This is a genomic window from Streptomyces virginiae (assembly GCF_040638905.1).
Taxonomy (GTDB): domain Bacteria; phylum Actinomycetota; class Actinomycetes; order Streptomycetales; family Streptomycetaceae; genus Streptomyces; species Streptomyces virginiae_B.
Window position 1 is genome coordinate 423,327 of the sequence record NZ_JBEZYV010000001.1, and the last position, 25,364, is coordinate 448,690.

Below are 25,364 nucleotides of genomic sequence, written 5' to 3' on the forward strand. Positions count from 1 at the left end.
CTGGCTGGCACCTGCCGCTGTCGCGCGTCGCGGTGCCCGTCGTGCGGCCCGGTGCTTCACTGGGGACCATGCCCTTCGCGCACTACGGGGTCCTCTCCGGGACCCTGCACCAGCACTTCCGGGACACCCCCGACACGGAGGGGGCGTGGTTCCACGTCAATCTCCGGGTCGACACGCCGGACGGCCGCTACAAGTGCGCCGTCGACGTGGACAGTCACCAATCGGCGACCGGTGTGCAGTGGAAGGTGTTCACGGTGGACGCCTCCGCGCTCGGCCCGGTGGCCGCGGCGGCCCCCGGGTACCACGAGCTGGCCCGTACCGCCGGGTCCGGCGCCCTCGACTACATCCGGCATCCGGGGCTGCGGGGCGGGCCGGTCTGGCCCTCGTGGCTGCCCGACCGGGTGCGGGAGCTGCTCGAACGGCTGGTGAAGACCTCCCGGCCGTGGTCGTCGGGGACCAATCTCGACGCCGCGCTGGCCTTCGAGCCGATGCTGGTCGTCGGCCGTCCGGTGCTGGTCTTCGGGGAGCCCTTCGACACCGGTCTGGGAGTGCACAACATCCACCAGAACCAGGGCGACCCGTTCGGCAGCCCGTGGTGGCCCGAGAACGGCGTCTGGCAGGACGGGGCGACGCTGACCCGCCGCCCCGACGGCCGGTACGACGTGTTCCTGAACAAGTTCTCCACCCAGAAGGACCACACCGACGCCGACGGACACCCTGTGTAGCCGCCGCTATCCCGGCATGGTCGGCGCCGTGTCCTGGCCTCGCCCCGCAGCACACGCCCCGTCACCCGGAGGAAAGCCTCGATGGCCTCGGCACCCCAGAAGATCACCACGTTCCTGATGTTCGAGGGCAGGGCGGAGGAGGCGCTGACCTTCTACTCCTCCCTGTTCGACGACTCCGAGGTCATCGACATCACCCGCTACGGCGCCGACGGTCCCGGCGAGGAGGGCACCGTGCTGCGCGCCACGTTCTCGCTCGCCGGACAGCGGTTCATGTGCATCGACAGTTACGTCAAGCACGAGTTCGGCTTCACCCCGGCGGTCTCGCTCTTCGTGGAGTGCGGGTCCCCGGCCGAGCTCGACCGCCTCTACGCGGCCCTCGCCGACGGGGGCAAGGAGCTGATGCCCGTGGGCTCGTACGGCTTCAGCGCCCGGTTCGGCTGGGTGAACGACCGCTTCGGCGTGTCCTGGCAGCTGAACCTCCAGGACCTGCCTGCCTGAGGCACCTCAGCTCAGGGCCGGTGTGAGGGCGACCGCCAGCGCGGCCCCCGCGAGGGCCGCGGCGGCGAGGCTCGCCGAGCGCCTCGGCGTACGGGCGAACCGCTCCGCGGTGACGATGCCGGTGAGTGCCGCCATCCAGCCGAGCATGCCCGGACCCCCGCCGGCGACGGCCATCACCAGCATCAGCGCCCAGCACGACCGCAGACAGGCGCCGCCGTGGCGCAGCCCGAAGCGGCCGGTGCCCGCCAGGGCGGGCAGGCCGCTGAGCGGCAGCGGGGAGGAGCGGTGGCAGTCGCGCAGGGCGCGGCGCTTGTGGACCGTCAGCTGCCAGCCGGACGCGAGCGCGAGCGCGCAGGCCAGGACGGCGTCGGCGGGCAGCCGCGACCACAGCGGGGCGAGCGCGAGGAGCAGCGCGCCGTAGCCGGTCCACACCGCCAGGTAGACGGCGGCGAAGCCGGCCATCGCGCGCTGCCGGCGCCTCCGCAGGCTGTTCGCGCCCACGTGGGCGAGCGCCGGGAGCGTCGCGGGCAGCATCATCGCGACGCACATCAGCGCCCACATCGGCAGGCCGCCGAAGACTCCGGGGCCGGGCACCGCGTGGGGTGCGTGGGCCGCGTGCGACGGTGCCGTGTGGTGGTGCGGCGCATCGCCCGCCGCCCCCGCCCCGGTCACGGTCAGCGCGATCACGGCGATCCAGGCGGCGACGGCTGCCAGTTCGAAGGGGAGGCAGAGGCGCGGCCGTGGCCGGCGCGGCGCGGGCGCCGTCCGCGGGGGCCGCGCCCGCACCTCGCCCAGCGGCGCCATCAGGTGTAGCTGAGGCTGACGCGCCCGATCTCGACCGGCGGGTCCTCGCCCTCCGCGTCCGCGGCGTCCCCCCGTCCGAGCGGACGGAACGTCACGTTCAGACGGGCCTCGTCCCAGGCCCCGTCCGCCTGGAGCCTGCGCACGAGCGGAGTGATCTCGACGCTCACCCGCAGGCCGTGGGGGTGCTCGTCGCCCCGGGGGTCCTGGGCCCGCTCGATGCCGAAGAACGACAGGTTGCCGACGCGGTGTCCCTCCGCCTGTTCGCGCGAGGCGCCTTCGGGCAGGTTGACGTAGATGCCGTAGACCGTGTCGGGGTTGCTTTCGCCTTCGATGTCCTCGACGTTGAGGTACACGCGTCGGTCGTTGTCGGGGGCGGCGACGCCGAGTGCCGCGCCGAGGGGTCCGGTGGTCCGCCGGTCGATCGGTACGGCGATGCTCGCCGTGCGGCCGACGAGCAGCACGGGCCGCTCCGACGAACCGGCCATCTCGCGCCGCCTGGGCGGGGTCGGCCCCGAGTCGACGGGACCGCTCGGCATCTGGGGCACGGGGGACCTCGTCATGGACGGCGGGAGCGGCACCGGAGGGGAGATCGGCACGGGCTGCTCGTACGTGTAGCCCAGCCGGCCGGCGATGTCGAGGATGTCGGAGGCCGCCAGGCTCTGCTGGCTGCCGTCCGCGTCGAAGAACTTGTACTCCTGGGTGATCCAGCGCGGATCGTCGGGATGGTCGTGCCCCGTACGGCTCGACCAGAGGAACCACAGGCGATCGATGTTGGCGTGGTGGAGCCAGAAGACGGGATCCAGCGCGGCCGTGCCGGTCCTGCCCATCCAGCGGCCGATGTGGCTGTGCACGGCGTTGTGCGGGGTGTCCTCCAGGGCGCCCTTGCGGTTCCAGAAGGTGCTGCCGTTCGGCGTGATGCCCCCGCCGAACTCGGCTTCGCCGACGAACCGGGTGCGCCCCATCGCGTAGGCCGCGGAGGTGATCTCGAAGGGCAGGGGTTCCCCCTGGTTGATCCCGTTCGCCCGCTCGGCGAACAGCGGGTTGGCGCCGCCCTCCTCGTCGCGGAAGGCCGGGGGGATGCGGGCCTGCTCCCGGTCGGCGTCGTAGTCCCAGAACGGCAGCGCCCAGTCGGCCGGGCCGCCCAGTTGCACGACGGTGGCGCGGACGATCCGCTCGAAGTACCAGAGGTACATGCGGTGCCAGGCGAGGAAGTACCACGAGCCGTGCTTGCAGCCGTTCCACAGGGGCCTCGTGGGGGTCGTGTCCGTCCCGTGGACGGCCGCCTGGTAGGTCCAGCCGGTGGGGTCGTCGGGGTCCCGTGCCTTCATCTCGGCGACGGCCGCCGCGTAGTGGGCGAGCGTCAGGTCGTCGGCCGGCAGGGTCCACACGTTCCTGCGCACGTGCGCCACCTGCTGAGGGCTGCCCATCGCGTCCACCTTCCGCCAGAACCCGGATGAACCTCAAGAAACCCGTAGGAAACCTACCGAATGGGCATGCCGGGATCGGACCGGCACGCGGACGGCAGGCCCGAAAGGGCACCCGCGCGCGGCCCGGCGCAATCGGTTCGGGCCAGCGGGAACCCCGGACGCCCCGCGTCCGACTACTGGCACGTGGGAGGCGGAGCCGCGCCGTCCCGCGCAGTCGAAGACGATCGAGGGGCGTGTGATGGGCGGGTTGGACGTACGCATGCGGGGGGTCGTCTGCCGGCACGGCCGGGTGGAGGCCGTCGCCGACGTGGACCTGGAGATCGCCGCCGGTGAGCGTGTGGCGCTGACCGGGACCAACGGCTCGGGCAAGTCCACCCTCCTGCGCGCCGTCCTCGGTCTGCACCGCCAGATGGCGGGCTCGATCCTGGTCGGCGGCCGGGAGGGCCGCTCCCCCGCCGAGTGGGCGTGGCGGCGCCGGGCCTGCGCCTGGATCCCGCAGAAGCCCGCCGCCGGGCGGTTCCCCCTGCTCGGCAGTGAGCTGCTGGCCGGCAGCCACGCCCCGGCGGAAGCGGCCGAGGCGGCGGACCGGCTCGGGGTGGGCGCGCTGACCGGGAGGCCCCTGCACACCCTCTCCGGCGGTCAGCTGCAACGCATGTACCTGGCCCGGGCGATCGGGTGCGTGGCGGCGGGCGCCGAGCTGCTCCTGGCGGACGAGCCGACGGCCGCCCTCGACTTCGACGGGCAGGCGCAGGCCGCGGACGTGCTCACCGCCCTGCCGGTGACGCTGATCGTGGTGACGCACGACCGGGCCCTTGCGGACCGCTGCGACCGCGTACTGGAGATGGCCGCGGGCCGGTTGCGGGTGGTCCGGTGACCACCCTGGCCACCGCGGACCTCGGTGAACTGCTGCAGCTGCTGCCCGTTCAACGGGCGGGAGCGGCACTTCTGCTGGCCGCCGTCGGACTGCCGGTCATCGGTGTCGTCATCGTCGGGCTCGACATCATGCCGGTGCGGTTCGCGATGATGCACGTGGCCCTGCTGGGCATCGCCGTGGGCCTGCTCACCGGACTCGACCCCGTGCTGTGCGCGCTGGTGGCGTGCGCGCTGGCCGGCGCGGGCGTGGCCCCGCTCGCCCGTACCCCGGACGGCCTCTCGGGGGCGATGGGGCTGCTGATGAGCCTGGCCATCGCGGCGGCGCTGCTGCTGCTGGCCGTGGCGGGGGTCAACGCCTCCGGCGCCTTCGCCCTGCTGTGGGGGTCGATCCTGTCCGTCGGCACGCCCGACCTCGTCGTCCTCGGCGTCCTCGCCGTCGCCGTGCCCGGCCTGTTCTGGTGGCGGCGGCGCGAGATCGGGCTGCTGCTGTACGACCGCGAACTCGCCCTGTGCTCCGGCGTCCCCGTGCGGGTGCTGACGGCCGTGCTCCTGGTCCTGGTCGCCGTCGCGGTCGCCGGGGCCATCAAACTCACCGGCGCGCTGCTCGTCGACGCGCTGACGCTGCTGCCCGCACTCGCCGCGCGCCGCCTGGGCAGTTCGCTGAAGTCGATCACCCTGTGGGCGGTCGGCATCGGCGTCGCGGTGAACCTGACGGGGTTCCTGCTGGCCCTGTGGCTGGACTGGCCGCCCGGCCCGGTCCTCGTCCTGACCGCGGGGGCACTGGTCCTCGCGGTGCATTTCATACCCGAACGGAGAATCAGCTCATGGCGCGCACCCGCGTCCGCATCCCTGCCGTCCTCGCACTGAGCGCGGCCCTCTTCCTGACCGCCGGCTGCGGGAACGACACCTCGTCCACGTCCGGCGAAGGACCGGAGCTGCCGCGCACCGGGAAGCCGACCGTGGTCGTGACGACCACGTGGGAGGGCGCCTTCGCGAAGGCCGCCGGCGCGGAGGACATCCAGGTCATCGTGCCGCAGTCCGTCCACCACGCCCCCGACTACGACCCCAAGCCCTCGGACCTCGCCGCCGTGGCCAAGGCCGACTTCGTGCTGTACGCGCCGTTCGAGCCGTATGCCGCCAAGATCAAGGAGGCGGCGGGGTCCAAGGCGAAGCTCGTCGAGGTGGAGCTCGACAACGACCCCGACAAGGTGTCCGCCGAAGTGGGCCGCCTGGCGGGGCTGTTCGGCACGGCGGATGCCGCCGCGCAGTGGAAGACCGGCTTCGACGCCGAGTACACGAAGCTGAACAAGGAGCTGCAAGCCGGATGGCCGGGCGGCCGCAGCCCGTCCGCCGTGACGCAGGTCTTCACGGCGTGGTCGGCGAAGCTCGCGGGCGCGACCACGGTGGGCACGTACGGGCCGGAGGCCGTGACCCCGGCTCAGCTCGCCGAACTCGCGGCGAAGAAGCCGTCACTGGTGCTGGACAACGCACACATGTCCACCGGCGCGGTGCTGCCGGACTCCGGTGCCAAGCAGGTGAAGATCGTCAACTATCCGGGGGACGACCTCGATCTGCTGCCGGTCTACCGCAACGCCGCGGCGGAACTGAAGAAGGCCATGGGTTCCTCCTGACCCCACGGGCCCGGACCCGGGCGACTCGTTCGCCGGGTCCGTCGACTGCCGGGGCGAGCTGGTGCTCCCTGCGCGACGCGGCCGGGAACGGACGGTGTGGGAGGGCGCGGCGCCGCCGAAGACCTTCGAGCGGGCGAGGGCGCAGCTGCTCTGTGACGCCGGCCGGTACGTGGTCCACGGCCCCGCGTGGGAAGGGGACACTGTGACCGTCGCCCGGAAGATCGGGACCGTGGGCCGCAGCCCTTCCTCCCCGGCGCCACGGCCCCTACGACCGCGACGGGCTGGACGAGGACGACGAGGACGACGAGGAACACCTGGGCCGGGGCGCGGTGCGGCCGGCCGCGGGCGTCATGGAGGCGGAGGCGCCGGCCGAGCAACCCTTCCTCCAGGACTGGACCCACGCACGCTTCGAAGGAGCCCTACGGCGCCCTCGCGCAGCGCCTGCGCGCCGGCTTCGGCCCTGCGCTGCTCCGAGAGGAGCGGGCCGTGTCCCTGCGCTGCGGCGACGGCGCCGTGGAGATCGAGATCCGGCCGGCCGCCCTCGACGCCCATCCGGCGGCGGACCGCCGCCGGATGGGCGACCCGCCTGAGCGTGTGCACCAGGCGCCGCCGGCCAGGCGGGACTTTGACGACACGACCTAGACGAGGGCGCCGCTCTCGGTCAGGCGCTTGCGGAGGGCCGCGCGGTCGGGTTTGCCGGCCGCGGTCAGGGGGAGTTCCGGGACGACGAGCAGCCGCTCGGGGTGTTTGCGCCGCTCCAGGCCGCGCCCCGTGAGGTGTTCGCCGAGGGAGGCGAGGGTGGGGGCGTGTGCCCCGCGGGCCACGACGCAGGCCGCGAGCCGCTCCCCCATCAGCGGATCGGGGACGCCGACACAGGCCACGTCCCGGACCTGGGGGTGCGCGGTGAGTTCGCGCTCCACCTCGGCGGGGCTGATGTTGGCTCCGCCGCGGATGACGATGTCCTTCAGGCGGCCGACGACGTGCAGGACGCCGTCGGCGTCGAGGTGGCCGAGGTCACCGGTGCGGACCCAGCCGTCGGGCGTGCGATAGCGGGCGTCCAGCTCGGGGGCGCCGACGTAGCACAGCGGGGTCATCGGGCCGCGCGAGAGGATCTCTCCGAGGGCGCCGTCGGGGAGCGGCGCGTGCGTCTCGGGGTCGGCGATGCGGATCTCGGCGACCCGGGGGTCGGGGTGGCCGGCGACGACACCCGAGCCGTCGGTGGGCGGCACCGTACTGCCCAGTCCGGTGTGGCAGTTGACGCCGTCGGCGGAGCCGTAGAGGTTGACGACGGGGCAGCCGAAGGCCTGCGCGGCGGCGGCCGCCGTGGTCTCGTCGAGCGGCGCGCCGCCGAGGACCAGCGCGGTGGGCGACGGCAGTTCTCCGCCCGTCCCGTCGAGGCGTTCGAGCATCATGCGGATCATGGTGGGCACGCCGAGGACGTGCGTCGGCCGGTGTTCGCGCACCGCGGCCAGCGCGGCGTCCGCGGTGAAGTGGTCGAGCAGCACGAGGGTGCCGCCGTGCCGGGCGAGGGTGACGGCGGTGCCGTTGGATCCGAAGGCGGAGGCGAGCGGGACGAGGAAGAGACAGCGCGGCGGGGTGCCGTCGGGGATGAGGGAGGCCAGGAAGTTGCCGCGGCCGCCGGCCAGCGCGTTGTGCGAGTAGGCGACCATCTTGGGCTCGGCCTCGGAACCGGACGAGACGAGGATGCGCGCGGCGCTGTCGGGGTCCGGGCGGGCGGGGACGAAGCCCCCGGGGTCGCTGCGCAGCAGCTGCGTCAGCGGAATCGTTCCATCAGGGATGGTGCCCGGCCGGCCCGCGGCTATGACGTGCCGCAGGCGCGGCAGTGCCCCGGCCAAGGTGCGCAGGTCGGCCGCGGGCCGCAACGCGCGGTGCTCGGTCGCCGCGATAACGGCGACGGCCTCGGCGCGGCGCAGCAGGCACTCGGCCTCCAGCACGCCCCGGCCCACGGGGAACGGCAGCGGGACCGCTCCGAGGGCGGCCAGCGCCAGGTCGGCGATGACGGCGGCCCGGCCGTCGGGCAGTTGTACGCCGACCACGTCGCCCGGGCCGATCCCGAGGTCCCTCAGGCCCGTGGCCAGACATCGGACCTTGCGGTCGAGGGCGGTGTAGCAGAGCTTGCCCTTGGCGTCGACGACGGCGGTGCGGTGCAGGTCTGCGATCTGGCGTGCGCGGAAGAGGCTGTAGAGGTCGAGGTCGGGGCAGGTGCCGTCGACCACCCAGGCGCGGCGGAGTTCGGCGGGCAGCAGGTCACGCAGTACGAGCCTGTCGGCGGTCATACGAAGCTCCAGGGGTCGGGGACTGCGGGGGCGCCGTGCGCGTCGCGGCTGATCGATCCGGCGAATCGCGGGTCGTGGTGCAGGTCGGACAGCTCGGTGGTGACGGCGGTCGCGGTCAGGCCGTGCCCGCGCAGCCGGGACAGGGCCTCGGCCGTGGGCAGGGCGCGCAGGTCGTGGCCGGCGGCGGCCCGGGCATCGGCGTCCGCGGGTGCGATCCAGCCGTCGGCCGTGGCCAGCGGGTACCGGAACCCGGCCGGCCGGCGGGGGTTGTGCCCGCGGGCCGCCCGGCGCAGGGCGGGGCCGGTCAGCGTGTCGGCCGCGCCGAGCAGGGAGGAGTCGACCCGTACGCCGAGGCCGGTGCGTTCGCGCAGGAGCAGGCCGGCGAGGACGGCCTCGGCGCCCAGCAGTCCGCCCAGGACGTCGAGCAGGGTCATCAGCGAGGGCGCGGGCATCTCACCGTCGGGGCGGGCGGCCTCGCCGACCCCCGTACGGGCCTGGACCATGAAGTCCGTTCCCATGGGGGCGTCGTCGAGCCGGCCGGCCCAGCCGCTGGTGTACGCGTGGACGAGCGCGGGGTTGACCCGTGCGAGGTCGTCGGCGTCGAGGCCGAGGGCGGCGGCCTTGCCCGGCGCCCAGTTGTGGAGGAAGACGTCGGCGTGCGCGGCCATGTCCCGCAGCCGCCCCCGGTCCGCCTCCGCCTTGATGTCGATCTCGACGGCCCGCTTGCCGCGGTTGAGGGCGAGCCAGCGGGCGGAGATCCCGGAACAGGCGGGGGGCATGCCGCGCAGCGGGTCGCCGCCCGGCGGTTCGATGCGGATCACGTCGGCGCCGAGCAGCCCGAGCAGGTGCGCGGCGAGCGGCGCCTGGATACGGCGGCCGGCCTCCAGCACGGTCAGCCCGGCCAGGGGTCCGGCGGACTCCCGGCGGGGACCGGCCGGCAGCGGTGCCGGCCCGCCGGCGCCACCCGCGGCTCGGACGCCCCCGGCGCTCCCGGCGGCCCGGGCCGTCGACGGCGTGAGGAACCACGGGGCGGCGCCGTCGTGCTCGGCGGCTCGGTCCGCGAGGGAGCGCAGCGCGCACACTTCGGCACCGGAGGCGGCCGCGGCCCGGCGGATCCGGTCCCAGCCGTGGGACCGAGCCGTGGTGTGGAGGGCTGCCGGCAGGGGGGCGCAGGCGGTGGCGTAGCGGAACTGGAAGGGCCGCCAGCCGGTGCGGAGGGCGTCCGCAGGTGCCTCCAGCGCCTTCCAGAAGGCGGCCCAGGCTCCCGGATCGAGCGTCTCCAGTTCGAAGACGACCCCGTCGGCGGAGGTGAACGGCGGTCCCCCGGCGGCGATTTCGGCCGCCTCGCCCTCGTCGGCGCCGGCGGCCGCGAGGTACTGGGACACGGCGAGCAGTCCGGCCCGGTCCGCCCCGGTGGTGACCGGCGCGGGTGCCGCGCCTCGGGCCTGGCCCACGAGGTTCGCGAGCAGTCCCTGGACCGCGAGGACGGCGGTGGCCGTGGCGGCGTAGTCGACGGCCAGCCCGCGCGGGGTGCCGTCGCGCCGTCCGTGCACGGCCATGATGCCGGTGGCGGCCTGCACCGTGACCTCATCGGCGAGCCCGCTCGCGGGATCCGCCCAGGTGGCGGCCGCGTGCGCCGGTGCGAAGTCGCCGCCGGTGAGCGTGGTGCCGACGGCGGGCGCGTCCACGTGGACGGGGCGGTCCGCCCGTGCGCCGAGCAGCCGCAGGTGGTCGGTGACGACGCTCGTGATCTGCGGCGGGCCCGAGGCGTCGAAGCGCAGTGTGTCGAGCGGCCGGACCGTCTGCGTGGTTGCCGGTGACGCCATGCCTCTCCTCTCCTGGCGCGGCGGTGGCCGCGGCCGGGGTCTTGCGGGATCCGGGAACCCGGGAGCCTGCGCACCCGACCAGTTCCACGAACAGACAGTCGGTCGGCCGTTCGTGCGAGTTCCCGCGAGTTCGCGGGGGTTGCCGAAACTTTCCGGCGGACCGCACGCGTCCCGGAAGTTCCCGGGAAAGAGGAGGCGAATAGTGGAAGATCTCCGTACGGACGGTGGCGGAGCCGCACGACAGGATGCGGACGCGGTCGCGCCCGGGGAACGGATCGCCCGGTTCGTCCGGGACCGGGTGTTCCCCCGGGAGTCCGTGCTGGACGGGGGTGGGCCCGCGGCCGCCGAGGCGCTGGCCGTACTGCGCGCCGAGGCCCGGGCCGAGGGGCTCTGGGCACTGCCGCTCCCCGCCGAACTGGGCGGTGGCGGGCTGTCCTTCGCCGCGTACGCCGAGCTGGCCGAGGCCGAGGGGGCCAGCGACCACGGTCCTGCCGCGCTGGGATCCGCCCCGCTGCTCGACGTGCGGATGCTGGCCCGGCACGGGCGGCCCGGTGTCCGCGAGGCGTACCTGAAGCGGCTGGTCGCCGGCGGGATCCGCACCTGCTACGCGATGACCGAGCCGGGGGTGCCCGGTACCGCCCCGTTCCGGACCGCCACCCGCGCCGAGCGGCTTGCGGACGGCGGCTGGCGGGTCACCGGCCGCAAGTGGTTCACCTCGGGGGCCGCGGGCGCCGACCTGGTGACCGTCATGGTCCGTACCTCCGGTGCGGACGGGGACCGCGAGGGGCTGTCCCTGCTGCTCGTACCCACCGGCTCCGCCGGCTTCCGCGTGGTGCGCGAACTACCCGTGCTGGGAGTGGCGGGCCAGTACGAGATAGCCCTGGACGGGGTGCGCGTCCCGGCCGACCACCTCCTCGGCGAGCCCGGCGAGGCCTTGGCCATCGCCGGTGAGCGGCTCCTGCTCGGCCGTACGCTGCGCTGCCTGCGCTGGCTCGGCCAGGCCCAACGGGCCTTCGACCTGATGTGTGAGCGGGCCGCCACGCACGGCGGATCGCGCGGGCCGCTCGCCGACCAGCAGCTGGTGCAGGCCCATGTCTTCGACGCCCTGCTGGCCCTGCGCACCACGCGTCCCCTCGTCCGGGAGGCTGTGGCGCTCATCGCCGCCGGGCAGGACGCGCGTACGGAGGTGGGGCTCGCCAAGGTCGCCGCCGCGCGCATGCTCCAGCAGGTCGCGGACTGCGCGATCCAGGTACACGGCGCCGCTGGACTCGGCCCGGACACCCCGCTCCCGGGCCTGTTCCGCACCGGGCGCGCCGCCCGCATCCTCGACGGACCGGACGAACTCCACATCACCTCGGTGGCGCGCCGCGTCCTGCGCGGCTACGGCTGCGCGTAGCAGCGGCCGGCCGGACGGCGGTGTCAGTCCGCTGAAGTATTCTTCCGGCCACCGCACACCGACTCGGAGGACCGAGAGAATTGACCGGCATGTCTGCCTTCCCGCTGCCCTTCACCGCTTCGCGTTCCATATCGTTCGCCACACCCCGAACACTGCGGGAACTCCAGATGATGCAGTGCAGCGCGCTCATCCGGGCGAAGCCCGGGTGGTTCGAGAAGATGAACGACGCCGGCATCGTCGCCAGGTGGACGCGGGAAGCGGTCGCCCAAGGCCTCACCGAGGCGCAGGTCCGCTACGTGCTGGACGAACTCCGGCACTACGCAGCGCTCCGGGACGGGCGAACGGGCGTCGAGGTGTCCGCCGTCGACGGGGTCTGGCAGTCGGACACACTCGTCGACGACACGCTCAGGTCCCGGCTGCGCGAGGCGGTCCGGGTGCTGGAGGAGGTCCCGGAAGCGGAGAAGGACTGGCATCCCGGATCCGACGGCCAGGTGCTGGACCTGGTCCATCCCTCACTGTTCTGCCTGGTGCGGGAGGCGAGCGGGGCTCCCGAGAGTGCTTGGCAGAACCCGTCGGACCGCTACTCGAAGTACGAGTTCTCGGAGAGGTTCCAGTGGCTGCCCACGGACGTCGACGTCAGTGACGGCGGCGATGTGGCCTTCCGTTCGTACGTCAACAACGTCCACCCCGAGACCCATGCCGACCTCGTCTCGGTCCTCCCCGACGTGTTCGCGCGCATGCTCCCGCTGCTGGAGAACGTGCTCACGGACCTTCGGCACCCGCGGCCCCTGCGGATCGCGGCCGATCCCTACGGGTGGTACGACTCGGAGCCGGAGTACCCGCACCAGTCCTCCTACAGTGACGACGCGGCCTACCAGGAAGCCCGCAGCGTGTGGGAAGAGGCCTACGAGCAGTGGTGGGAGAACCGCCGGCCGGTCGTCCCGGACGCCCCCGCCTTCACCGCGCCCGAGCTGCCCGGGGAATCCGCCCGGGTCGATCTGCGCGGACGCGGTCTCCAGGTCATCGTCAAGCTCGCCACCATTCACCTCACCCCGGACAAGCCCGAGTACTCCGGCGGCTCCTGGCACGTCGAGGGGATGCTGAACGAGCGGATCGTCTCGACCGCCCTCTACTACTGGGACAGCGAGAACATCACCGAGAGCCGGCTGGGCTTCCGGGCGGCCCTCGACGACCCGCACTACGAACAGAACGACGACAACGGCCTGCGCGAGGTCTACGGCCTGGAGGACGAAGACGCGCTGAACCAGATGCTGGGATCGACGTCGACCCCGGCGGGCCGCTGCCTGGCGTTCCCGAACATCCTGCAACACCGCGTCGACTCGTTCCGCCTCGCGGATCCCACCCGCCCGGGACACCGCAAGATCCTCGCGTTCTTCCTGGTCGACCCGTCGCAGAGGATCGTGTCGACGTCCGATGTACCGCCGCAGCAGCCCTGGTCCGAGACCTCGACGATGACCCTGGAACAGGCCAAGGACTACCGCGAACAGCTCATGCAGGAACGCAAGTTCTTCGTCGACGAGCACAACGAACAGCTCTTCGAAAGGGAGTTCTCCCTCTGCGAGCACTGAGGGGGCCGTGCCAGGCCCCGCCGGCCGGGCGGGACGTTGACGACACGACCTAGTGCTGTGACCGCATAGGTTCGCCGGGTTGCTCGTTGTGCTGGTTGGAAGTGATGTCGCTTCCAACCAGCAGGGGAGGCGGGATGGCACCACCGGTCAGGGTCCGGAAGCTGACGGAGCGGGAGGGGCAGAGGCACCCGCCGCCCGAACCCGGGCGGGCCGGCCTCCCAGGCCCTCGTCAGCCCTCGTCCGGGCAGGTCCGGTTCCCGGCCGGCAGCTGCCCGTCGAGCAGGAAGTGGTTCACGTAGCCGCGCACGCAGGACGAGAACAGATAACCGGTGTGTCCCTCGCCCTCGTATGGAGGACCACTCCCGATCCGAGCCGTTCGGCGGTCTGCTTCGTCCACTCGTACGGGGTGGCCGGGTCGCCGCGGGTGCCGACCAGCAGCATCGGCGGGGCGCCCGGGTGGTCGATCTTCCGGATGAAATCGGTGCCGGCGGGGCTGCCGTAGCAGGTGAGCGCCAGCGCAGCTCGACCTCGCTCTTCGTCGCCCACCTGCGGATTCGCCAGTTCAGGTGGGCGGAGAGGTTGTCCAGGACCACGTAGATCGGGGCGCCGTCCGGACGGGCAGCGCGGATCGATCGCAGGGCGGCCCAGGTGTGGTCGATGCCCTTGCGGCGCCGGTTGACACCCCACACCTTGTCGTCACCGACCGAGTAGAGCCGTGGAAGTAGGTGATGCCGTGGGTGCGGCGGTAGGTGGCCGGCAGCCGGTCGGGGCTGCCCTGCTTCTGCCAGCAGGAGCCGGCGGTGGGGCGGATGCCCAGCGGGCCGAACTCGTCGAAGGCGAACGTGCGGTCCGGCCGCTCGTTGACCGGCGTACTCGATCCGGGCCAGCTTGACGTCGAATTCCGTGTCCGGGGACTCCTCCCGCGCGTGTGGGAATCGGCGGGAGTGCGGCAACCTTTTCGCCTGCGGCGGCAACTGGCTCGTGTACACCCCCCAGCCATCCCCGAGGACAGTGAAAATGGACACCACTCAGCACAAGGCACGGCACCGCAGGCGCAGGCTCGGCCTGACCGTCGGCATCCCGTTGGCGACGGCCACCGCAGTGGGCGTGTCGTACGGCGGAGCCTTCGGAGTGTTCGGCGAGGACGCCCGGCCGAAGGCCGCGGCCGCCACAACGGGCCCGGCCTGGGCCCGTGAGGTCGCGGACGGCTTCGCCTCGGTCAACGCGCTGGGACAGAACGGCACCTACGGCGGCCGGGACGGCGCGATCGTCACCGTGAAAACACTGGCCGACCTGGAGAAGTACGCGACCGCCCCGAAGCCGTACGTCATCGTCGTGGCGGGCACGATCACCATGAACCCCAAGGGCAAGGAGATCAAGGTCGCCTCGGATAAGACCATCGTCGGCGCAGGCACCTCGGGACACATCGTCGGCGGAGGGTTCTTCCTGGGCCAGGGCGTCCACAACGTGATCATCAGGAACCTGACGATCCGTGACTCCTACGCCGGCACGTGGAACGACAAGGACCACGACTGGGACGCCATCCAGATGGACGGCGCCCATCACGTGTGGATCGACCACAACAACCTGCGGAACATGGCCGACGGACTGATCGACAGCCGCAAGGACACCACATACGTGACGGTGTCCTGGAACCAGCTGAAGAACGAAAACAAGGCCTTCGGCATCGGCTGGACCGACCACGTCACCGCCGACATCACGATCCACCACAACTGGTTCCACGAGACCGAGCAGCGCAACCCGTCGACGGACAACGTGGCACACGCCCACCTCTACAACAACTTCCTGCAGGACGACCCGGACTCGTCCATCACCTCCTCCTACGGCAACTACGCGCGTGGCGGGACGAAGATGGTGCTGGAGAACAGCTACTTCGAGGGGATGAACAACCCGGTCATCAAAGACGGGACGGCCGCTCTCGTGCAGCGCGGCAACGTCTTCGTGAACACCACCGGTCGCAACGAGAGCGGTGGCACGGCCTTCGACCCCACGACGTACTACCCCTACTCCCTCGACGCGGCCGCCGACGTCCCCTCGAAGGTGAAGTCCGGCGCCGGCCCGCGCGCCGCCATCGGCAGGGCGACGGCGCCCTCTTCTGCGGCGGCGACCACCCTCACCGTGGCCAAGGACGGATCCGGCACGTACAAGACGGTCCAGGCCGCGGTGGACGCCGTACCCGTCGGCAATCCCTCCCGCGTGGTCATCTCGGTCAAGCCGGGCACGTACCGCGAACTGGTGAACGTTCCGGCGAACAAGCCGCACGTCACCATCCAGGGCTCGGGCGCGAGCCGCAAGGACACGGTGATCGTGTACGGCAACGCGGCCGGCACGCGCAAGCCGGACGGTTCGGGCACCTACGGCACACCGGGCAGCGCCACGGTCGCCGTTCGGTCGGACGACTCCCAGCTGCGCAACCTCAGCATCTCCAACGACTTCGACGAGGCCGCGAACCAGTCCCTGGAGGGTCACCAGGCGGTCGCCCTGCTCACGGCCGCGGACAAGATCGTGCTGGACGGCGTCATCGTAACCGGCGACCAGGACACCCTGGAGATGGAAACCGCGGCGCCGGACAAGCCCGGCCGCGTCTACGTCACCAACTCCTACGTCGTCGGCAACGTCGACTTCATCTTCGGCCGTGCCACCGCGGTGATCGACCAGTCGGTCATCACCCTCAAGAAGCGCTGGAACGGCACCTCGGCCGGCTACATCACCGCCCCGAGCACCCCGGCGGGGCGCAAGGGCATCCTCATCAACCGCTCCACGGTCAACGGCGACGTGGCCGCGTCCTCCTTCCAGCTCGGCCGGAACTGGCATCCCGGTGGTGACAAGACGGTCGACCCCCAGGTCACCGTCCGCAACTCCACCCTCAGTGCCGCGATCAAGAGCACGCCCTGGTCCGACATGGGCGGGTTCTCCTGGAAGGACGACCGCTTCGCCGAGTACATGAACACCGGCCCGGGCGCCGGCCCGAAGAGCACCGACCGGCCCCATCTGACCGACTCCCAGGCCGCGTCCCAGGAGGTCTCGGACTGGCTGGGCGACTGGACCCCGTAGACCGACGGGAGGAGGAACTCACCCCGGTGCCCGGGCGGGCGCGCCCGCCCGGGCACCGGGGTGGTGGATCACTTCAGGACGCCCGCGCCCGCACTGCGGGCGAGGGACGCGGGCAGGCCCGCCGCGGAGGACTCCAGTCCCCTTCTGAGGGTGGGATTCCAGTAACTTCAGCAGGACGGCGAAGCCCAGCCGAGTCGCACCGCGCTTGCCGGACACAAGCACCTTGACGTCGTCCGCGTCCGACCGGTCGGACGCGGAAGGCGGCTGCTGAGGGTCCCGGCCTTGGGGAACATCGGTACAGCCATTAGCGCCAAGCACTGGATCATGGTCGGGTTGGCTACATCTCGAACGTGAACTGTCCGGAGGCTTCGAGCGCTGCAAGGCGGGCTTCGGCCCGGGTGCGGGCGTGGTGGTCCTGGTCGTAGTGCAGGTGGCAGCCCTGGCACATCGCGCGGAGATTGTCGGGCTCACAGTGTTCGGGCGTGTGGTCGAGGTGAGCGGTCGTCAGGATGACGCGGGAGTGAGCCTGAGCACGATAGGTGTCGCATTTGCACGACAACTGCCGTAGGGAGCACGGAACTACGCCAGACCGATCAGGCCGCGAGCACGGAAGCCTCGGACTCCGGACTCCGCGTCACCTCGCGGGTGCGGCCGGTGCACACACACCGCGCGGCGCCCGATGCCGGGCCCCCGGTCAGCCGGCTTCCGTCAGGGCCGCGTGCGCGGCGGCGAGGATCTCCTCGGAGAGCGGGGAGCCCTGGGTGGCCCGGGACAGGACCAGAGCACCGACCAGGGTGCACAGCCGGGCGAGGCCGCCCCCGACGCCCTCGCCGCCCCCGACGGCCTCGGCGGGGGCGAGGAACGCGGCGAAGTCGGCCACGCCCTCCGCGTAGGTACGGCGCGCCTCGCGGCCTTCGGGTCCGCGCGCGATATCGGTGGCGAGAGCCGCGACCGGGCAGCCGTCCGCCGCGTTGTCACGGTGTTCGACGGAGAGGTAGGCGTCGATCAGGACCCGCTGAGCGGCATCCCGCTGCCCGTCGTGCCGCTCGAGCCCGGCCGCATTACGCCGTGCGATCTCATCGAAGACGTGGGCGGTGGCCTCATCGACGAGCGCTTCCTTGGAGGCGAACTGCTTGTAGAAGGCGCCGTGGGTGAGGCCGGCCGCCTTCATGAGATCGGCGACGCTGACGTGGGTGCCCTGCTCCCGGAACAGCCGCGACGCGGTGTCCACCACCCGCATGCGATTTTCCTCCGCCTGCGCCTGCGATACGCGGCCCATGGCCACCTCCTGCACGAACCAGTTTGGATGTCGATTGACATCTATCCTAGTCCACGTGTTTAGATTGCGGTTGTAATCTAATTGACGCGGGTGCTCCGACGGCGCCCGCGAAGGACAGGAGCGAGCATGGAACTCAAGAACGCGGTCGCGGTGGTCACCGGCGCCAACCGGGGCCTCGGGCGGCACCTGGCCGCCCAGCTCGTGGAGCATGGCGCCAAGGTCTACGCGGCGGCCCGCCGTCCCGAAACGGTCGACCTGCCGGGCGTCCGCCCACTGCGCCTCGACGTGACGGACCAGGAGTCGATACGGGAGGCCGCCCGCATCGCGTCGGACGCGACGCTTCTGATCAACAACGCGGGCATCTCCACCGGCGCGACGCTGGTCGGCGGCGACCTGGACGAGGTACGTCGCGAGATGGAGACCAACTTCTTCGGCCCGCTCGTCGCCACACGGGCCTTCGCTCCCGTCATCGAGGGCAACGGCGGCGGCGCCGTACTCAACGTCCTGTCCGCCCTGTCCTGGTTCCACCCGGCAGGCCTCGGCTCCTACGCGGCTTCCAAGGCCGCCGCCTGGGCGCTGAGCGACGCGAGTCGCGAGGAACTGGCGCCCCGCGGGATCACCGTCTCGGCGCTGCACGTCGGCTACATGGACACCGACATGGCCGCCGCCGTGCCCGCCGATCAGAAGGTCGCCGCCGCCGACGTCGCGGCCCAGGCCCTTTACGGCATCGAGACCGGCCTGCCCGAGATCCTCGCCGACGAGACCAGCAGGTACGTCAAGCAGAGCCTGTCCGCGGCGCCCCAGCCGAACGCGGGCTGACGCTCACCCCCTCCGCCACGGCACGACGGCCTTCCAGGCCCCCTTGCGCAGGGACTTCTCATGCGTTATAGGGCCTTCGACCACAGGACCGGACTGCGCGTCTCCGAGTACGCGCTCGGCACCGCGAACTTCGGCACCGGCTGGGGCGCCGGCGCCGAGCCCGACGAGGCCCGCCGGATCTTCGACCGGTTCGCCGAGGCCGGCGGGCACCTTCCTCGACAGCGCCGACAGCTACCTCGCAGCCCTCGACGTCCAGCTCACCGATGAGCAGTACGCGCGCCTCGGCAAGGTCAGCGCCATGCCGCTCGGTGTACCGCACGAGGGCGTCGCGGGCTCGCTGGGCCGCCTCAGGGCGGCGACGCGGGCAGCGTCATCGCCCCGGCCGTGCCGGTGGCCTGAGCCCGGAAACACGGCCGCCGCGCAGGGCTCTCCGCGCAGGCACTGGCCACTGCCGTGCCGACGCGGAGCGCGCGGACCAGAAGACATCACAAACTGCCTCGTAACGAGACAAAACCCTCACGGACAGAACACCCCTCCCGCTTGGACGGGAGACCACACGAACGGAGATGACGATGAAGGCCTTCATGGTCGAGAAGTACGGTGACGCCTCCAACATGCGTGCCGCCGAGATACCCGACCCCGAGGTGGGCGCCGACGACGTCCTGGTCAGGATCGACGCGGCGAGTGTCAACCCACTGGACATGAAGATCCGCGACGGTGACCTCAAGCAGATCCTGCCCTACCGTCTCCCGCTCGTCCTGGGCAACGACCTCGCCGGGACCGTCGTCCGCGTCGGATCGTCCGTCACCCGCTTCGCGGTGGGCGACGAGGTCTGGGCGCGGCCCGGCAAGGACCGCATCGGCACCTTCGCCGAACTCCTCGCCGTCCACCAGGACGACCTGGCGGCCAAGCCCGCCACGCTCACCATGACCGAGGCCGCCTCCCTCCCCCTGGTCGCGCTGACCGCCTGGCAGGCCCTGGTCGAGCGGGCGAACGTCCAGCCGGGCCAGAAGGTCCTCATCCACGCGGGCGCCGGCGGCCTGGGATCCATCACCATCCAACTGGCCAAGGCACTGGGCGCGCACGTGGCCGCCACCGCGAGCACCGCCAAGATCGACCTCGTCAAGGACCTCGGCGCGGACGAGGTCATCGACTACCGCACCCAGGACTTCTCCGAACTCCTCACCGGCTACGACCTCGTCCTGGACTCCCTCGGCGGCGAGAACCTCGCCAAGTCCCTGCGCATCCTCAAGCCCGGCGGCCTGGCCATCTCCGTGGCGGGCCCGCCCGACCCGGCCACCGCCCGCGAACTCGGCTCGAACCCGGTGCTCCGCCTGGGCATCGCCGCGCTCAGCGCCAAGATCCGGCGCCAGGCCAAGCGTCTCGGTGTCACGTACTCCTTCCTGTTCATGAAGGCCAGTGGCGACCAGCTGCGCGAACTCACCCCCCTCATCGACGCCGGGAAGATCCGCCCCGTCGTCGACCAGGTCTTCCCCTTCGACGAGACCCTTCAGGCCATGGAGTGCGTCGAGAAAGGCCGCGCGAAGGCCGGCAAGGTCGTCGTCTCCATGACGTGAACCCAGGGCAACGGCCCTGCCGGACGCCGAGAACGCCGCCCGCCACAACGAGAAGAACCCGCCCCACGCTCCTTTCTCCCCCACCAGGACCCGATCACGAACGCACCGTCCAGCCCCTGGACGACGCCACCCTCTAGCCGCTGATGGCCGTCGCCGAGCAGTGGCCCGACCCGTGGTTCGAGCTCTGAGAGCCCGCCGCGCCCGCCGGCTGAGGGATACGGGCCGTCAGAAGCCTTGCGTCAACGGCCCGAATGGGGTCGAGGCGCTCTTGCGGACCGGTCCTACGCTGGAGGCATGGCCACCGATCCCTTGTTGAGACAAGGCCCCGACTCGACGGAACTGGTCCTGCATGCCGGCCCGGCCGGGCCGGCGTGGAACGCGCTGACCTCGGCCCAGTCGGCGCTGTTGATTCCGCTAGCTCTGGGCGTGCCGACCCTGCTCGTCGCCTTGTGCATGGCGCTGGCTGGGGCGCGGGCGTCGACCGTGTTCGTGGTGGTGGGGGTGATCGCCGGGCTGGAGTACCTGCTCGGCTGGCTTGCGATGGCCTTTTTCCAGGCCCGGGACATCCTGCGGGTGGAGTTCGCGCCGACAGGGGTGCCCGCGTCCCTGCGGTTGGTCCGGGCCGCCGGGCCGGACGACTGGCTGCCCGTCGACACCCTGCGCGAGGTGCGGCTGACGCACGAGGTGGTGGAGCCGTACCAGGGGGACCGCAAGCCGGCCGTCTCCACGCTCGCGCTGGAACTCGTCCTGCGGGGCGGCCGGGAGCGGCTCGCCCCGCTCCCGTTCGGCGGCGATGCGCAGCGGCTCGCCGACGCACTGGAGGCCCTGCTCGGCCCGGCTGCGATCGTGGTGGAGCTGCGCACCGAGCGCCGCACGCGCGATCTGCCTCGGTCCCACTCGACCTGGTTCTCCGGCGGTTCGGCCTCGGCCAACTCGGGTGGCGGCTGACCCCGGGCTGCCCGTGGCGCTCCCCGGCCGGGGAGCGCCCGTCGATGCAGCCGGCGGCAGGCGGTGCGGGGCAGCCTGCCGCTACTCGGGCGCGTCGAGCCGCCGGGTCGGCTCGGCCGCAGCCGGGTCCTCCGGCCACGGGTGGCGGGGTAGCGGCCGCGGAGCTCTCAGGACTTCAAGATCATCCCATTGCCCCTTTGGCGCGTATCTCGGTCACGGCCGGCGAAGGCCTCCGGGACCACCGGCCCCAGGCACGACACCACCCACCGGCGTGCAGACACTTCACGCTGATACTTGGGGGTGACGTACGCCTCGAAGCCGATGACGACGTGGTTCCGGGTCACCCCACACATAACGGCGCCCGCCCGGTCAGGGACCGGGCGGGCACAGGGCTGAGGCGGAAGTTCAGCGCTTCTTGTACCAACTGGTTACGGCCTCCACGATGTACGAGATGTTCTGCTGACGCATTACCGGCGCGTACGCGCCGACCTCGAAGGACTCCGACGTCTTCGGGTCCTTTCGCCAGATCGATACCTCCTGCACCGGCGCGCCCATGGCGGGGGCGAGGCTTCGGAAGTGCCCGGTGATGGCCTCGGCCTCCACGCCCGCCGTCCGCAGGTTGTGGAACACCGCGGCCAGTACGCGGAGCATGCCGACGGAGCCGAGAAGCGAATTCTCGCGCAGCACCTGCGGGGACAGGGTGCCGTCGGCGACGGCGGCAAGGTCCCGGGAACGCCTCCGTGATGCAGTCGAGGAAGTCCAGGACGGCGGCGACCACCTGGTTGTCTTCAAGAGCCGCCTCCTTCGCCTTGCTGGTGCGGCCCGTGCCGAACATGACGCCGCGCGTGATGTCAGCGACGTGCTTCGCACCGATCAGGTGCGGGCTGCCCTTCGTCATGCGGTCCTGTTCCATGTCCACCCGCCCCTTCAGGAGGGCGTGCCGGATGACGTGGTCCAGCGTCCGGTTGGCGACCTTGGAAGAGTCGAACCGGGACCGGACTGCCAGCAGCATCATCGCCCGCCGGAACCGCACCGAGCTGGTACTGCCCCGCCGGACGATGTGCTGAAGTCTCTGCCCCTCCTGCTCGCTCAGCCCGCGAACCCGGACCGGTTGCGCCATCCCGCCTCGCCACTGGTCCGGGAAAGCATTTCCAACCAGCACCACGAGCAACCCGGTGAACGTTCCCGGTCACAGCACTAGACGCGGGTGATGTCGACCAGCCCGTGGAGGGCGGCCAGGCCGAGGGCCAGGAAGAAGTCGCCCCAGACGAGCTCGTGGCGGACCGCCGGCCGCGCGGTCGCGTCGTAGCAGCCGTCCAGCAGCATGCCGGCCGGGCGGCCGCCGCCCTCGCCGGTGAGGTGGGACCGGATGAGGTGGTCGACGATCTCCGCGCCCCGAAGCGCGTACTGCTCCGCGCGGGGGCCGGGGGTCCGGGCCAGTTTCAGCAGGGCGACCGCCGTGATCGCGGCGGCCGAGGTGTCGCGGGGGCCGTCCGGCAGGGCGGTGTCGGCCGGTGGGACCGGCCGGCCGGTCAGCAGTTCGCCGCGCGTGAGCAGCAGGGCGGCCGCGTCGGTGAGACGTGCGGGGTCGCCCGCGGCGCCGGACGGACGCAGCATGGCGTCGGCGACCGCCAGGAGCAGCCAGGCCTGTCCCCGGCTCCAGCCCGGCGGCGGATCCTCGCAGGGCCGCCACCGGGCGGTGGCCGTCTCGAAGCGCAGGGCGGGCCGGAACCAGCCGGATGCGTCGTCGTCCGCGCCGCCGGTCCGGCCGAGGCAGAGGTCCAGATGCCGGTGGAGGTGGGCGGCCGCCGCGGCCGCACCGGCCGGTCCGGCGCCCGCGAGGAGCGGCACCGTGCCGGGGACGGCGTCCACGCGGGCGAGCAGGCGGGGTCCGCCCAGGGCGTCGCCCCAGGGCAGGATGCCGAGTTCCGGGTCGCAGGACGCCAGGCACGCCCGGGCGGCCCGGGCGCGGATCTCGGCGGCTCCGGCGTCGTCGCCGGCCGCGGCGGTCCCGTACCAGAAGATGAGGCCGCGGGTGGCGGTGTCGGCCCCGACCCACGGTGCGAGCCGGGCCGTGCACGCGGCGGCGGCCCGCCGGTCGGACTCGGCACCGGTGTACCGCGCCCGCAGCCAGAGCAGACCGGCCCAGAAGCCTCCGGTCCAGGACCCGCGGCCGGTCGTGGTCCACCGCCCGTCGGCCGGGTCGGCGTGCAGCGGGAAGCGGTGTCCCACCTCCGCAGCGGTCACCGCGACCCGTTCCATGACCGCCGCAAGTGCCCGGCCGGTCGCCGCGCTCACGCCGTGCCTCCGCGCCGGGCCCGGTCGCGTCCCGCCCAGAGGAACGCGACGGCCGCCGCCACCGCGAACTCCGCCGCCACCAGGAGCCAGCCCGGTCCGTACCGCCCGCTCTGCGCGAGCAGCCCGAACAGCGGCGGGCCCAGGGCGAATCCGGCGAAGAACCCGGCCGCGACCAGCGCGGAGTCCTGTCCGGCCCGGCCGGGGGCGGCCCGCTGGAGGACCAGCACCATGGAGACGGCGTTGCCGGAGACGGCGAACACACCGACGGCCACCGCGCCGACCCACGCCAGCGGGCCCAGCACGAGGGCGGCTCCCAGCAGGGCGGCGGCGCCCAGCGCGCCGAGCGCGAGCCAGCCCGGCAGCCATTCGGCGCGTCCGGGCCGGGCGGCCTTGGACCAGCCCACCCGGCCGGCGATCCCGGCCACTCCCAGTACGGCGACCAGGGCGCCCGCGGTCGTCGGTCCCATGCCCAGGCGCTGCGCGCCGAAAAGGGCGAGGTAGGTGTTCACGGAGGCGATGCCCGCGCCGAGGAACAGCGAGAAGGCGGCCAGCCAGGCCACCATCGCGCGCGGGACGAGTTCCGTCCGGGGTCCCGCGGGCGGCGGCGGGGGGTCCACGGGCAGGACCCGCAGCGCCCACAGCCCGGTGAGCAGGGCGGCCGCCGCGCCCGTCCACACCGCGCCCCGCCAGCCGATCCCGCCGGCGAGCACCGCCAGCGGCGCTCCGGCCGCGAAGGCGCCCAGCTGCACGCCGGACTGCTTGAGGCCGGTGACGGCGCCCCGCCGGGCGGGCGGGACGGCGCGCAGAACGGCCTTGTTGGTGGCCGGGTTGGCCAGCGCCTGCGGTACGCCGCCCAGTGCGACGGCGCCGAGCAGCAGGCCGGCGCCGGGGGCGGCGCCGATCAGGGCGAGTGCGGCCGCGGAGAGCAGCAGCAGTGCGGCGAGCGAGCGCCGGGGGCCGATCCGGTCCACGATCCGGCCGCCCGCCGGGGACAGGGCGGCGGCCGTGCCGAAGCCGATCGTGGTGGTCACACCCAGCAGGGCCGGGGATACGCCCAGTTCGTCCACCAGGCGCGGGCCGAGCGCTCCGAGCAGGAACAGTTGCAGCATCGAGAACGCCATGGCGCAGGTGAGGAGCGCCGTCAGTCGTCCGCCCGCCTCGCCGTCCTGCTCCGCCGGCGATGCCGTCGCCGTTCCCTCCGACGCCACGAAGTCTCCCTTCCAAGGACGTTGAACTCCTCGATCGAACGGGTAGTCAGTCGGGTGGAACGGCGGGCGGGTTCCCGCGCTCCGCTGTGCCCTGCACCACACGAGGCAGGCGGTCCGGCTGTGGCACGGTCGGGTCGCGGAAACTTGTCCGGAAGTGCGCACCCCGGTGTGCGGCTCGGGAGGCCGGTGCGAGGATGAGCCCCGCCATGGAGCCGGTCGTCCGCTGTTTACGCGCCCTGAGGGCTGCGATGTTCGCAGCCCTCTGCGTGCTGCTCGCGGCGACCGGGCACATGCTCATGTCGGATACAGCGGTGCCCTGGTGGGCGCTGCCCGTCGGGTTCGGCGCGGCCGCGGCGACGGCCTGGTCCCTCGCCGGCCGTGAGCGCGGGATCCTCCCCGTCACGGGAGCCGCCGTCGCCGTGCAGGCCGTGCTCCACTCGGGGTTCTCCCTGGCCCAGTCCTTGGCGGCGCCGGACCCGGAGTCCGCGGCCGCGGGGGCGGAGGCCGAGGCGGTCGTGCACGCGCACCACGCCGTGCACGGGGCGGCGGATGCCGCGTCCGCCCCGTCCGCCATGCACATGGCGGGTGGTGGTCACGGATCCGCGGCCGTGCCGGCGGCGTTCATGTCACCGGCCGGGATGCTGATCGCCCACCTGCTGGCCGCCGTGCTGTGCGGTCTGTGGCTCGCCCACGGCGAGCGCGCCCTCTTCCGGGTGCTGCGTGCCGTGGCCGCGCGGCTGTGGGTCCCGCTGCGTCTGCTGCTGCGTCCGGCAGCCGTCGGGCACCGGCCGCGCCTGCGGGTGCGCCGGCGGCGCCGGCCGCGCGCACCGCGCCGACTGTTCCTCGTCCATGCCATCACCTCAAGGGGTCCGCCGACGGTGACCGCTGTCCTCTGACAGCTGGTCACCCGAGCCGCATCCACGTTCGCGACCATCTCGCGCACCCCTCGCATGCCATTGATGCACCTCGTGCACCTCGTCCCCCGCATGTGACACGTGGACGCCGCGCCTCGGGCCCTCGGCCGTGCCCCCGGGCAGGCCGTGCCCTTCACCGGCCCCGCCGCTCGCGCGGTGCCGGACTCCCCTTGCGCATAA

At 72.7% G+C, this 25,364-nt stretch carries 23 protein-coding genes and 2 pseudogenes; 14 read left to right on the forward strand and 11 right to left on the reverse strand.

Annotated elements, in window-relative coordinates; all coding sequences use genetic code 11:
* The first annotated feature begins 68 nt into the window (after positions 1-68).
* Complete coding sequence (locus AB0F82_RS02095; RefSeq protein ID WP_362622791.1) at positions 69-725, forward strand: DUF2278 family protein; 657 nt, start codon at positions 69-71, stop codon at positions 723-725.
* 81 nt (positions 726-806) lie between these two features.
* On the forward strand, positions 807-1,223 hold the full coding sequence (locus AB0F82_RS02100; protein ID WP_362622794.1) for a VOC family protein: 417 nt from the start codon (positions 807-809) through the stop codon (positions 1,221-1,223).
* 6 nt (positions 1,224-1,229) lie between these two features.
* On the opposite strand, the gene AB0F82_RS02105 is transcribed toward AB0F82_RS02100, so the two are convergent.
* Both AB0F82_RS02105 and AB0F82_RS02110 read right to left on the reverse strand, forming a co-directional pair.
* On the reverse strand, positions 1,230-2,027 hold the full coding sequence (locus tag AB0F82_RS02105; protein WP_362622797.1) for a DUF2182 domain-containing protein: 798 nt from the start codon (positions 2,025-2,027) through the stop codon (positions 1,230-1,232).
* Complete coding sequence (locus AB0F82_RS02110) at positions 2,027-3,454, reverse strand: tyrosinase family protein (RefSeq protein WP_362622800.1); 1,428 nt, start codon at positions 3,452-3,454, stop codon at positions 2,027-2,029. Before AB0F82_RS02110 ends, AB0F82_RS02105 begins: the two co-directional genes overlap by 1 nt.
* Before the next feature lie 238 nt (positions 3,455-3,692).
* Between AB0F82_RS02110 and AB0F82_RS02115 the strand changes: the two genes are divergently transcribed.
* From AB0F82_RS02115 to AB0F82_RS02130, 4 genes are all read left to right on the forward strand, one after another.
* The gene (locus AB0F82_RS02115; RefSeq protein ID WP_356814421.1) at positions 3,693-4,328 is read left to right on the forward strand and encodes an ATP-binding cassette domain-containing protein; all 636 of its coding nucleotides are present in this window, start codon (positions 3,693-3,695) and stop codon (positions 4,326-4,328) included.
* Positions 4,325-5,194 carry a metal ABC transporter permease gene (locus AB0F82_RS02120; RefSeq protein WP_362622804.1) on the forward strand — a complete coding sequence of 290 codons (870 nt, stop codon included), beginning with the start codon at positions 4,325-4,327 and terminating at the stop codon, positions 5,192-5,194. The genes AB0F82_RS02115 and AB0F82_RS02120 overlap by 4 nt, the downstream gene beginning before the upstream one ends.
* A complete protein-coding gene (locus AB0F82_RS02125; RefSeq protein WP_362622806.1) occupies positions 5,152-5,958 on the forward strand; it encodes a metal ABC transporter solute-binding protein, Zn/Mn family in 807 nt (268 codons plus the stop codon). The genes AB0F82_RS02120 and AB0F82_RS02125 overlap by 43 nt, the downstream gene beginning before the upstream one ends.
* A gap of 486 nt (positions 5,959-6,444) precedes the next feature.
* Complete coding sequence (locus AB0F82_RS02130; RefSeq protein ID WP_362622808.1) at positions 6,445-6,600, forward strand: hypothetical protein; 156 nt, start codon at positions 6,445-6,447, stop codon at positions 6,598-6,600.
* On the opposite strand, the gene AB0F82_RS02135 is transcribed toward AB0F82_RS02130, so the two are convergent.
* On the reverse strand, positions 6,597-8,255 hold the full coding sequence (locus AB0F82_RS02135; protein WP_362622810.1) for a class I adenylate-forming enzyme family protein: 1,659 nt from the start codon (positions 8,253-8,255) through the stop codon (positions 6,597-6,599). The two genes, AB0F82_RS02130 and AB0F82_RS02135, sit on opposite strands and share 4 nt — an antisense overlap.
* Positions 8,252-10,081 (reverse strand): CoA transferase, encoded by a 1,830-nt coding sequence (locus AB0F82_RS02140; RefSeq protein WP_362622812.1) that lies wholly within the window; start codon positions 10,079-10,081, stop codon positions 8,252-8,254. The genes AB0F82_RS02135 and AB0F82_RS02140 overlap by 4 nt, the downstream gene beginning before the upstream one ends.
* Positions 10,082-10,355: 274 nt before the next feature.
* Between AB0F82_RS02140 and AB0F82_RS02145 the strand changes: the two genes are divergently transcribed.
* Positions 10,356-11,477 carry an acyl-CoA dehydrogenase family protein gene (locus AB0F82_RS02145; RefSeq protein ID WP_362623415.1) on the forward strand — a complete coding sequence of 374 codons (1,122 nt, stop codon included), beginning with the start codon at positions 10,356-10,358 and terminating at the stop codon, positions 11,475-11,477.
* A gap of 80 nt (positions 11,478-11,557) precedes the next feature.
* Positions 11,558-13,066, forward strand: a complete 1,509-nt coding sequence (locus AB0F82_RS02150; RefSeq protein WP_362622815.1) for a DUF4246 domain-containing protein — start codon at positions 11,558-11,560, stop codon at positions 13,064-13,066.
* 291 nt (positions 13,067-13,357) lie between these two features.
* On the opposite strand, the gene AB0F82_RS02155 is transcribed toward AB0F82_RS02150, so the two are convergent.
* Both AB0F82_RS02155 and AB0F82_RS02160 read right to left on the reverse strand, forming a co-directional pair.
* A complete protein-coding gene (locus AB0F82_RS02155) occupies positions 13,358-13,612 on the reverse strand; it encodes an alpha/beta hydrolase (RefSeq protein ID WP_362622817.1) in 255 nt (84 codons plus the stop codon).
* Positions 13,537-13,986 (reverse strand): annotated as a pseudogene (locus AB0F82_RS02160) (IS630 family transposase); the annotation flags it as partial. The gene AB0F82_RS02155 and the pseudogene AB0F82_RS02160, both read right to left, overlap by 76 nt.
* A gap of 97 nt (positions 13,987-14,083) precedes the next feature.
* On the opposite strand from AB0F82_RS02160, the gene AB0F82_RS02165 reads away from it, so the two are divergent.
* Positions 14,084-16,141: a pectinesterase family protein gene (locus tag AB0F82_RS02165; protein WP_362622820.1), complete on the forward strand. Its 2,058-nt coding sequence runs from the start codon at positions 14,084-14,086 to the stop codon at positions 16,139-16,141.
* A gap of 694 nt (positions 16,142-16,835) precedes the next feature.
* Here the strand turns inward: AB0F82_RS02165 and AB0F82_RS02170 are convergent.
* On the reverse strand, positions 16,836-17,420 hold the full coding sequence (locus tag AB0F82_RS02170; protein ID WP_362622823.1) for a TetR/AcrR family transcriptional regulator: 585 nt from the start codon (positions 17,418-17,420) through the stop codon (positions 16,836-16,838).
* A 126-nt stretch (positions 17,421-17,546) separates the two neighbouring features.
* Between AB0F82_RS02170 and AB0F82_RS02175 the strand changes: the two genes are divergently transcribed.
* From AB0F82_RS02175 to AB0F82_RS02190, 4 genes are all read left to right on the forward strand, one after another.
* The gene (locus AB0F82_RS02175; protein ID WP_362622825.1) at positions 17,547-18,239 is read left to right on the forward strand and encodes an SDR family oxidoreductase; all 693 of its coding nucleotides are present in this window, start codon (positions 17,547-17,549) and stop codon (positions 18,237-18,239) included.
* Positions 18,240-18,299: 60 nt separating this feature from the next.
* Positions 18,300-18,506, forward strand: a complete 207-nt coding sequence (locus tag AB0F82_RS02180; protein ID WP_436842013.1) for a hypothetical protein — start codon at positions 18,300-18,302, stop codon at positions 18,504-18,506.
* A 305-nt stretch (positions 18,507-18,811) separates the two neighbouring features.
* The gene (locus AB0F82_RS02185) at positions 18,812-19,816 is read left to right on the forward strand and encodes an NADP-dependent oxidoreductase (RefSeq protein ID WP_362622828.1); all 1,005 of its coding nucleotides are present in this window, start codon (positions 18,812-18,814) and stop codon (positions 19,814-19,816) included.
* 294 nt (positions 19,817-20,110) lie between these two features.
* On the forward strand, positions 20,111-20,764 hold the full coding sequence (locus AB0F82_RS02190) for a hypothetical protein (protein ID WP_362622831.1): 654 nt from the start codon (positions 20,111-20,113) through the stop codon (positions 20,762-20,764).
* Positions 20,765-21,169: 405 nt separating this feature from the next.
* Here AB0F82_RS02190 and AB0F82_RS02195 read toward each other — a convergent pair whose 3' ends face one another.
* From AB0F82_RS02195 to AB0F82_RS02210, 4 genes and pseudogenes are all read right to left on the reverse strand, one after another.
* On the reverse strand, positions 21,170-21,556 hold the full coding sequence (locus AB0F82_RS02195; protein ID WP_362623449.1) for a hypothetical protein: 387 nt from the start codon (positions 21,554-21,556) through the stop codon (positions 21,170-21,172).
* Positions 21,557-21,739: 183 nt separating this feature from the next.
* Positions 21,740-21,884, reverse strand: a pseudogene (locus tag AB0F82_RS02200) (IS630 family transposase); the annotation flags it as partial.
* 77 nt (positions 21,885-21,961) lie between these two features.
* On the reverse strand, positions 21,962-23,062 hold the full coding sequence (locus tag AB0F82_RS02205; protein WP_362622834.1) for a sugar ABC transporter permease: 1,101 nt from the start codon (positions 23,060-23,062) through the stop codon (positions 21,962-21,964).
* The gene (locus AB0F82_RS02210) at positions 23,059-24,270 is read right to left on the reverse strand and encodes an MFS transporter (RefSeq protein ID WP_362622837.1); all 1,212 of its coding nucleotides are present in this window, start codon (positions 24,268-24,270) and stop codon (positions 23,059-23,061) included. Before AB0F82_RS02210 ends, AB0F82_RS02205 begins: the two co-directional genes overlap by 4 nt.
* Positions 24,271-24,464: 194 nt before the next feature.
* On the opposite strand from AB0F82_RS02210, the gene AB0F82_RS02215 reads away from it, so the two are divergent.
* Complete coding sequence (locus AB0F82_RS02215) at positions 24,465-25,166, forward strand: hypothetical protein (RefSeq protein WP_362622840.1); 702 nt, start codon at positions 24,465-24,467, stop codon at positions 25,164-25,166.
* The last annotated feature ends 198 nt before the right edge of the window (positions 25,167-25,364 follow it).

What these genes read in the sequence shown, in the direction of transcription:
- AB0F82_RS02140 (WP_362622812.1), bottom strand. Translation starts at nt 10,081, where the DNA reads ATGGCGTCACCGGCAACCACGCAGACGGTCCGGCCGCTCGACACACTG.
- AB0F82_RS02180 (WP_436842013.1), top strand. Translation starts at nt 18,300, where the DNA reads ATGCGTTATAGGGCCTTCGACCACAGGACCGGACTGCGCGTCTCCGAG.
- AB0F82_RS02185 (WP_362622828.1), top strand. Translation starts at nt 18,812, where the DNA reads ATGAAGGCCTTCATGGTCGAGAAGTACGGTGACGCCTCCAACATGCGT.
- AB0F82_RS02115 (WP_356814421.1), top strand. Translation starts at nt 3,693, where the DNA reads ATGGGCGGGTTGGACGTACGCATGCGGGGGGTCGTCTGCCGGCACGGC.
- AB0F82_RS02105 (WP_362622797.1), bottom strand. Translation starts at nt 2,027, where the DNA reads ATGGCGCCGCTGGGCGAGGTGCGGGCGCGGCCCCCGCGGACGGCGCCC.
- AB0F82_RS02165 (WP_362622820.1), top strand. Translation starts at nt 14,084, where the DNA reads ATGGACACCACTCAGCACAAGGCACGGCACCGCAGGCGCAGGCTCGGC.
- AB0F82_RS02125 (WP_362622806.1), top strand. Translation starts at nt 5,152, where the DNA reads ATGGCGCGCACCCGCGTCCGCATCCCTGCCGTCCTCGCACTGAGCGCG.
- AB0F82_RS02175 (WP_362622825.1), top strand. Translation starts at nt 17,547, where the DNA reads ATGGAACTCAAGAACGCGGTCGCGGTGGTCACCGGCGCCAACCGGGGC.
- AB0F82_RS02170 (WP_362622823.1), bottom strand. Translation starts at nt 17,420, where the DNA reads ATGGGCCGCGTATCGCAGGCGCAGGCGGAGGAAAATCGCATGCGGGTG.
- AB0F82_RS02190 (WP_362622831.1), top strand. Translation starts at nt 20,111, where the DNA reads ATGGCCACCGATCCCTTGTTGAGACAAGGCCCCGACTCGACGGAACTG.
- AB0F82_RS02215 (WP_362622840.1), top strand. Translation starts at nt 24,465, where the DNA reads ATGAGCCCCGCCATGGAGCCGGTCGTCCGCTGTTTACGCGCCCTGAGG.
- AB0F82_RS02135 (WP_362622810.1), bottom strand. Translation starts at nt 8,255, where the DNA reads ATGACCGCCGACAGGCTCGTACTGCGTGACCTGCTGCCCGCCGAACTC.
- AB0F82_RS02110 (WP_362622800.1), bottom strand. Translation starts at nt 3,454, where the DNA reads ATGGGCAGCCCTCAGCAGGTGGCGCACGTGCGCAGGAACGTGTGGACC.
- AB0F82_RS02100 (WP_362622794.1), top strand. Translation starts at nt 807, where the DNA reads ATGGCCTCGGCACCCCAGAAGATCACCACGTTCCTGATGTTCGAGGGC.
- AB0F82_RS02095 (WP_362622791.1), top strand. Translation starts at nt 69, where the DNA reads ATGCCCTTCGCGCACTACGGGGTCCTCTCCGGGACCCTGCACCAGCAC.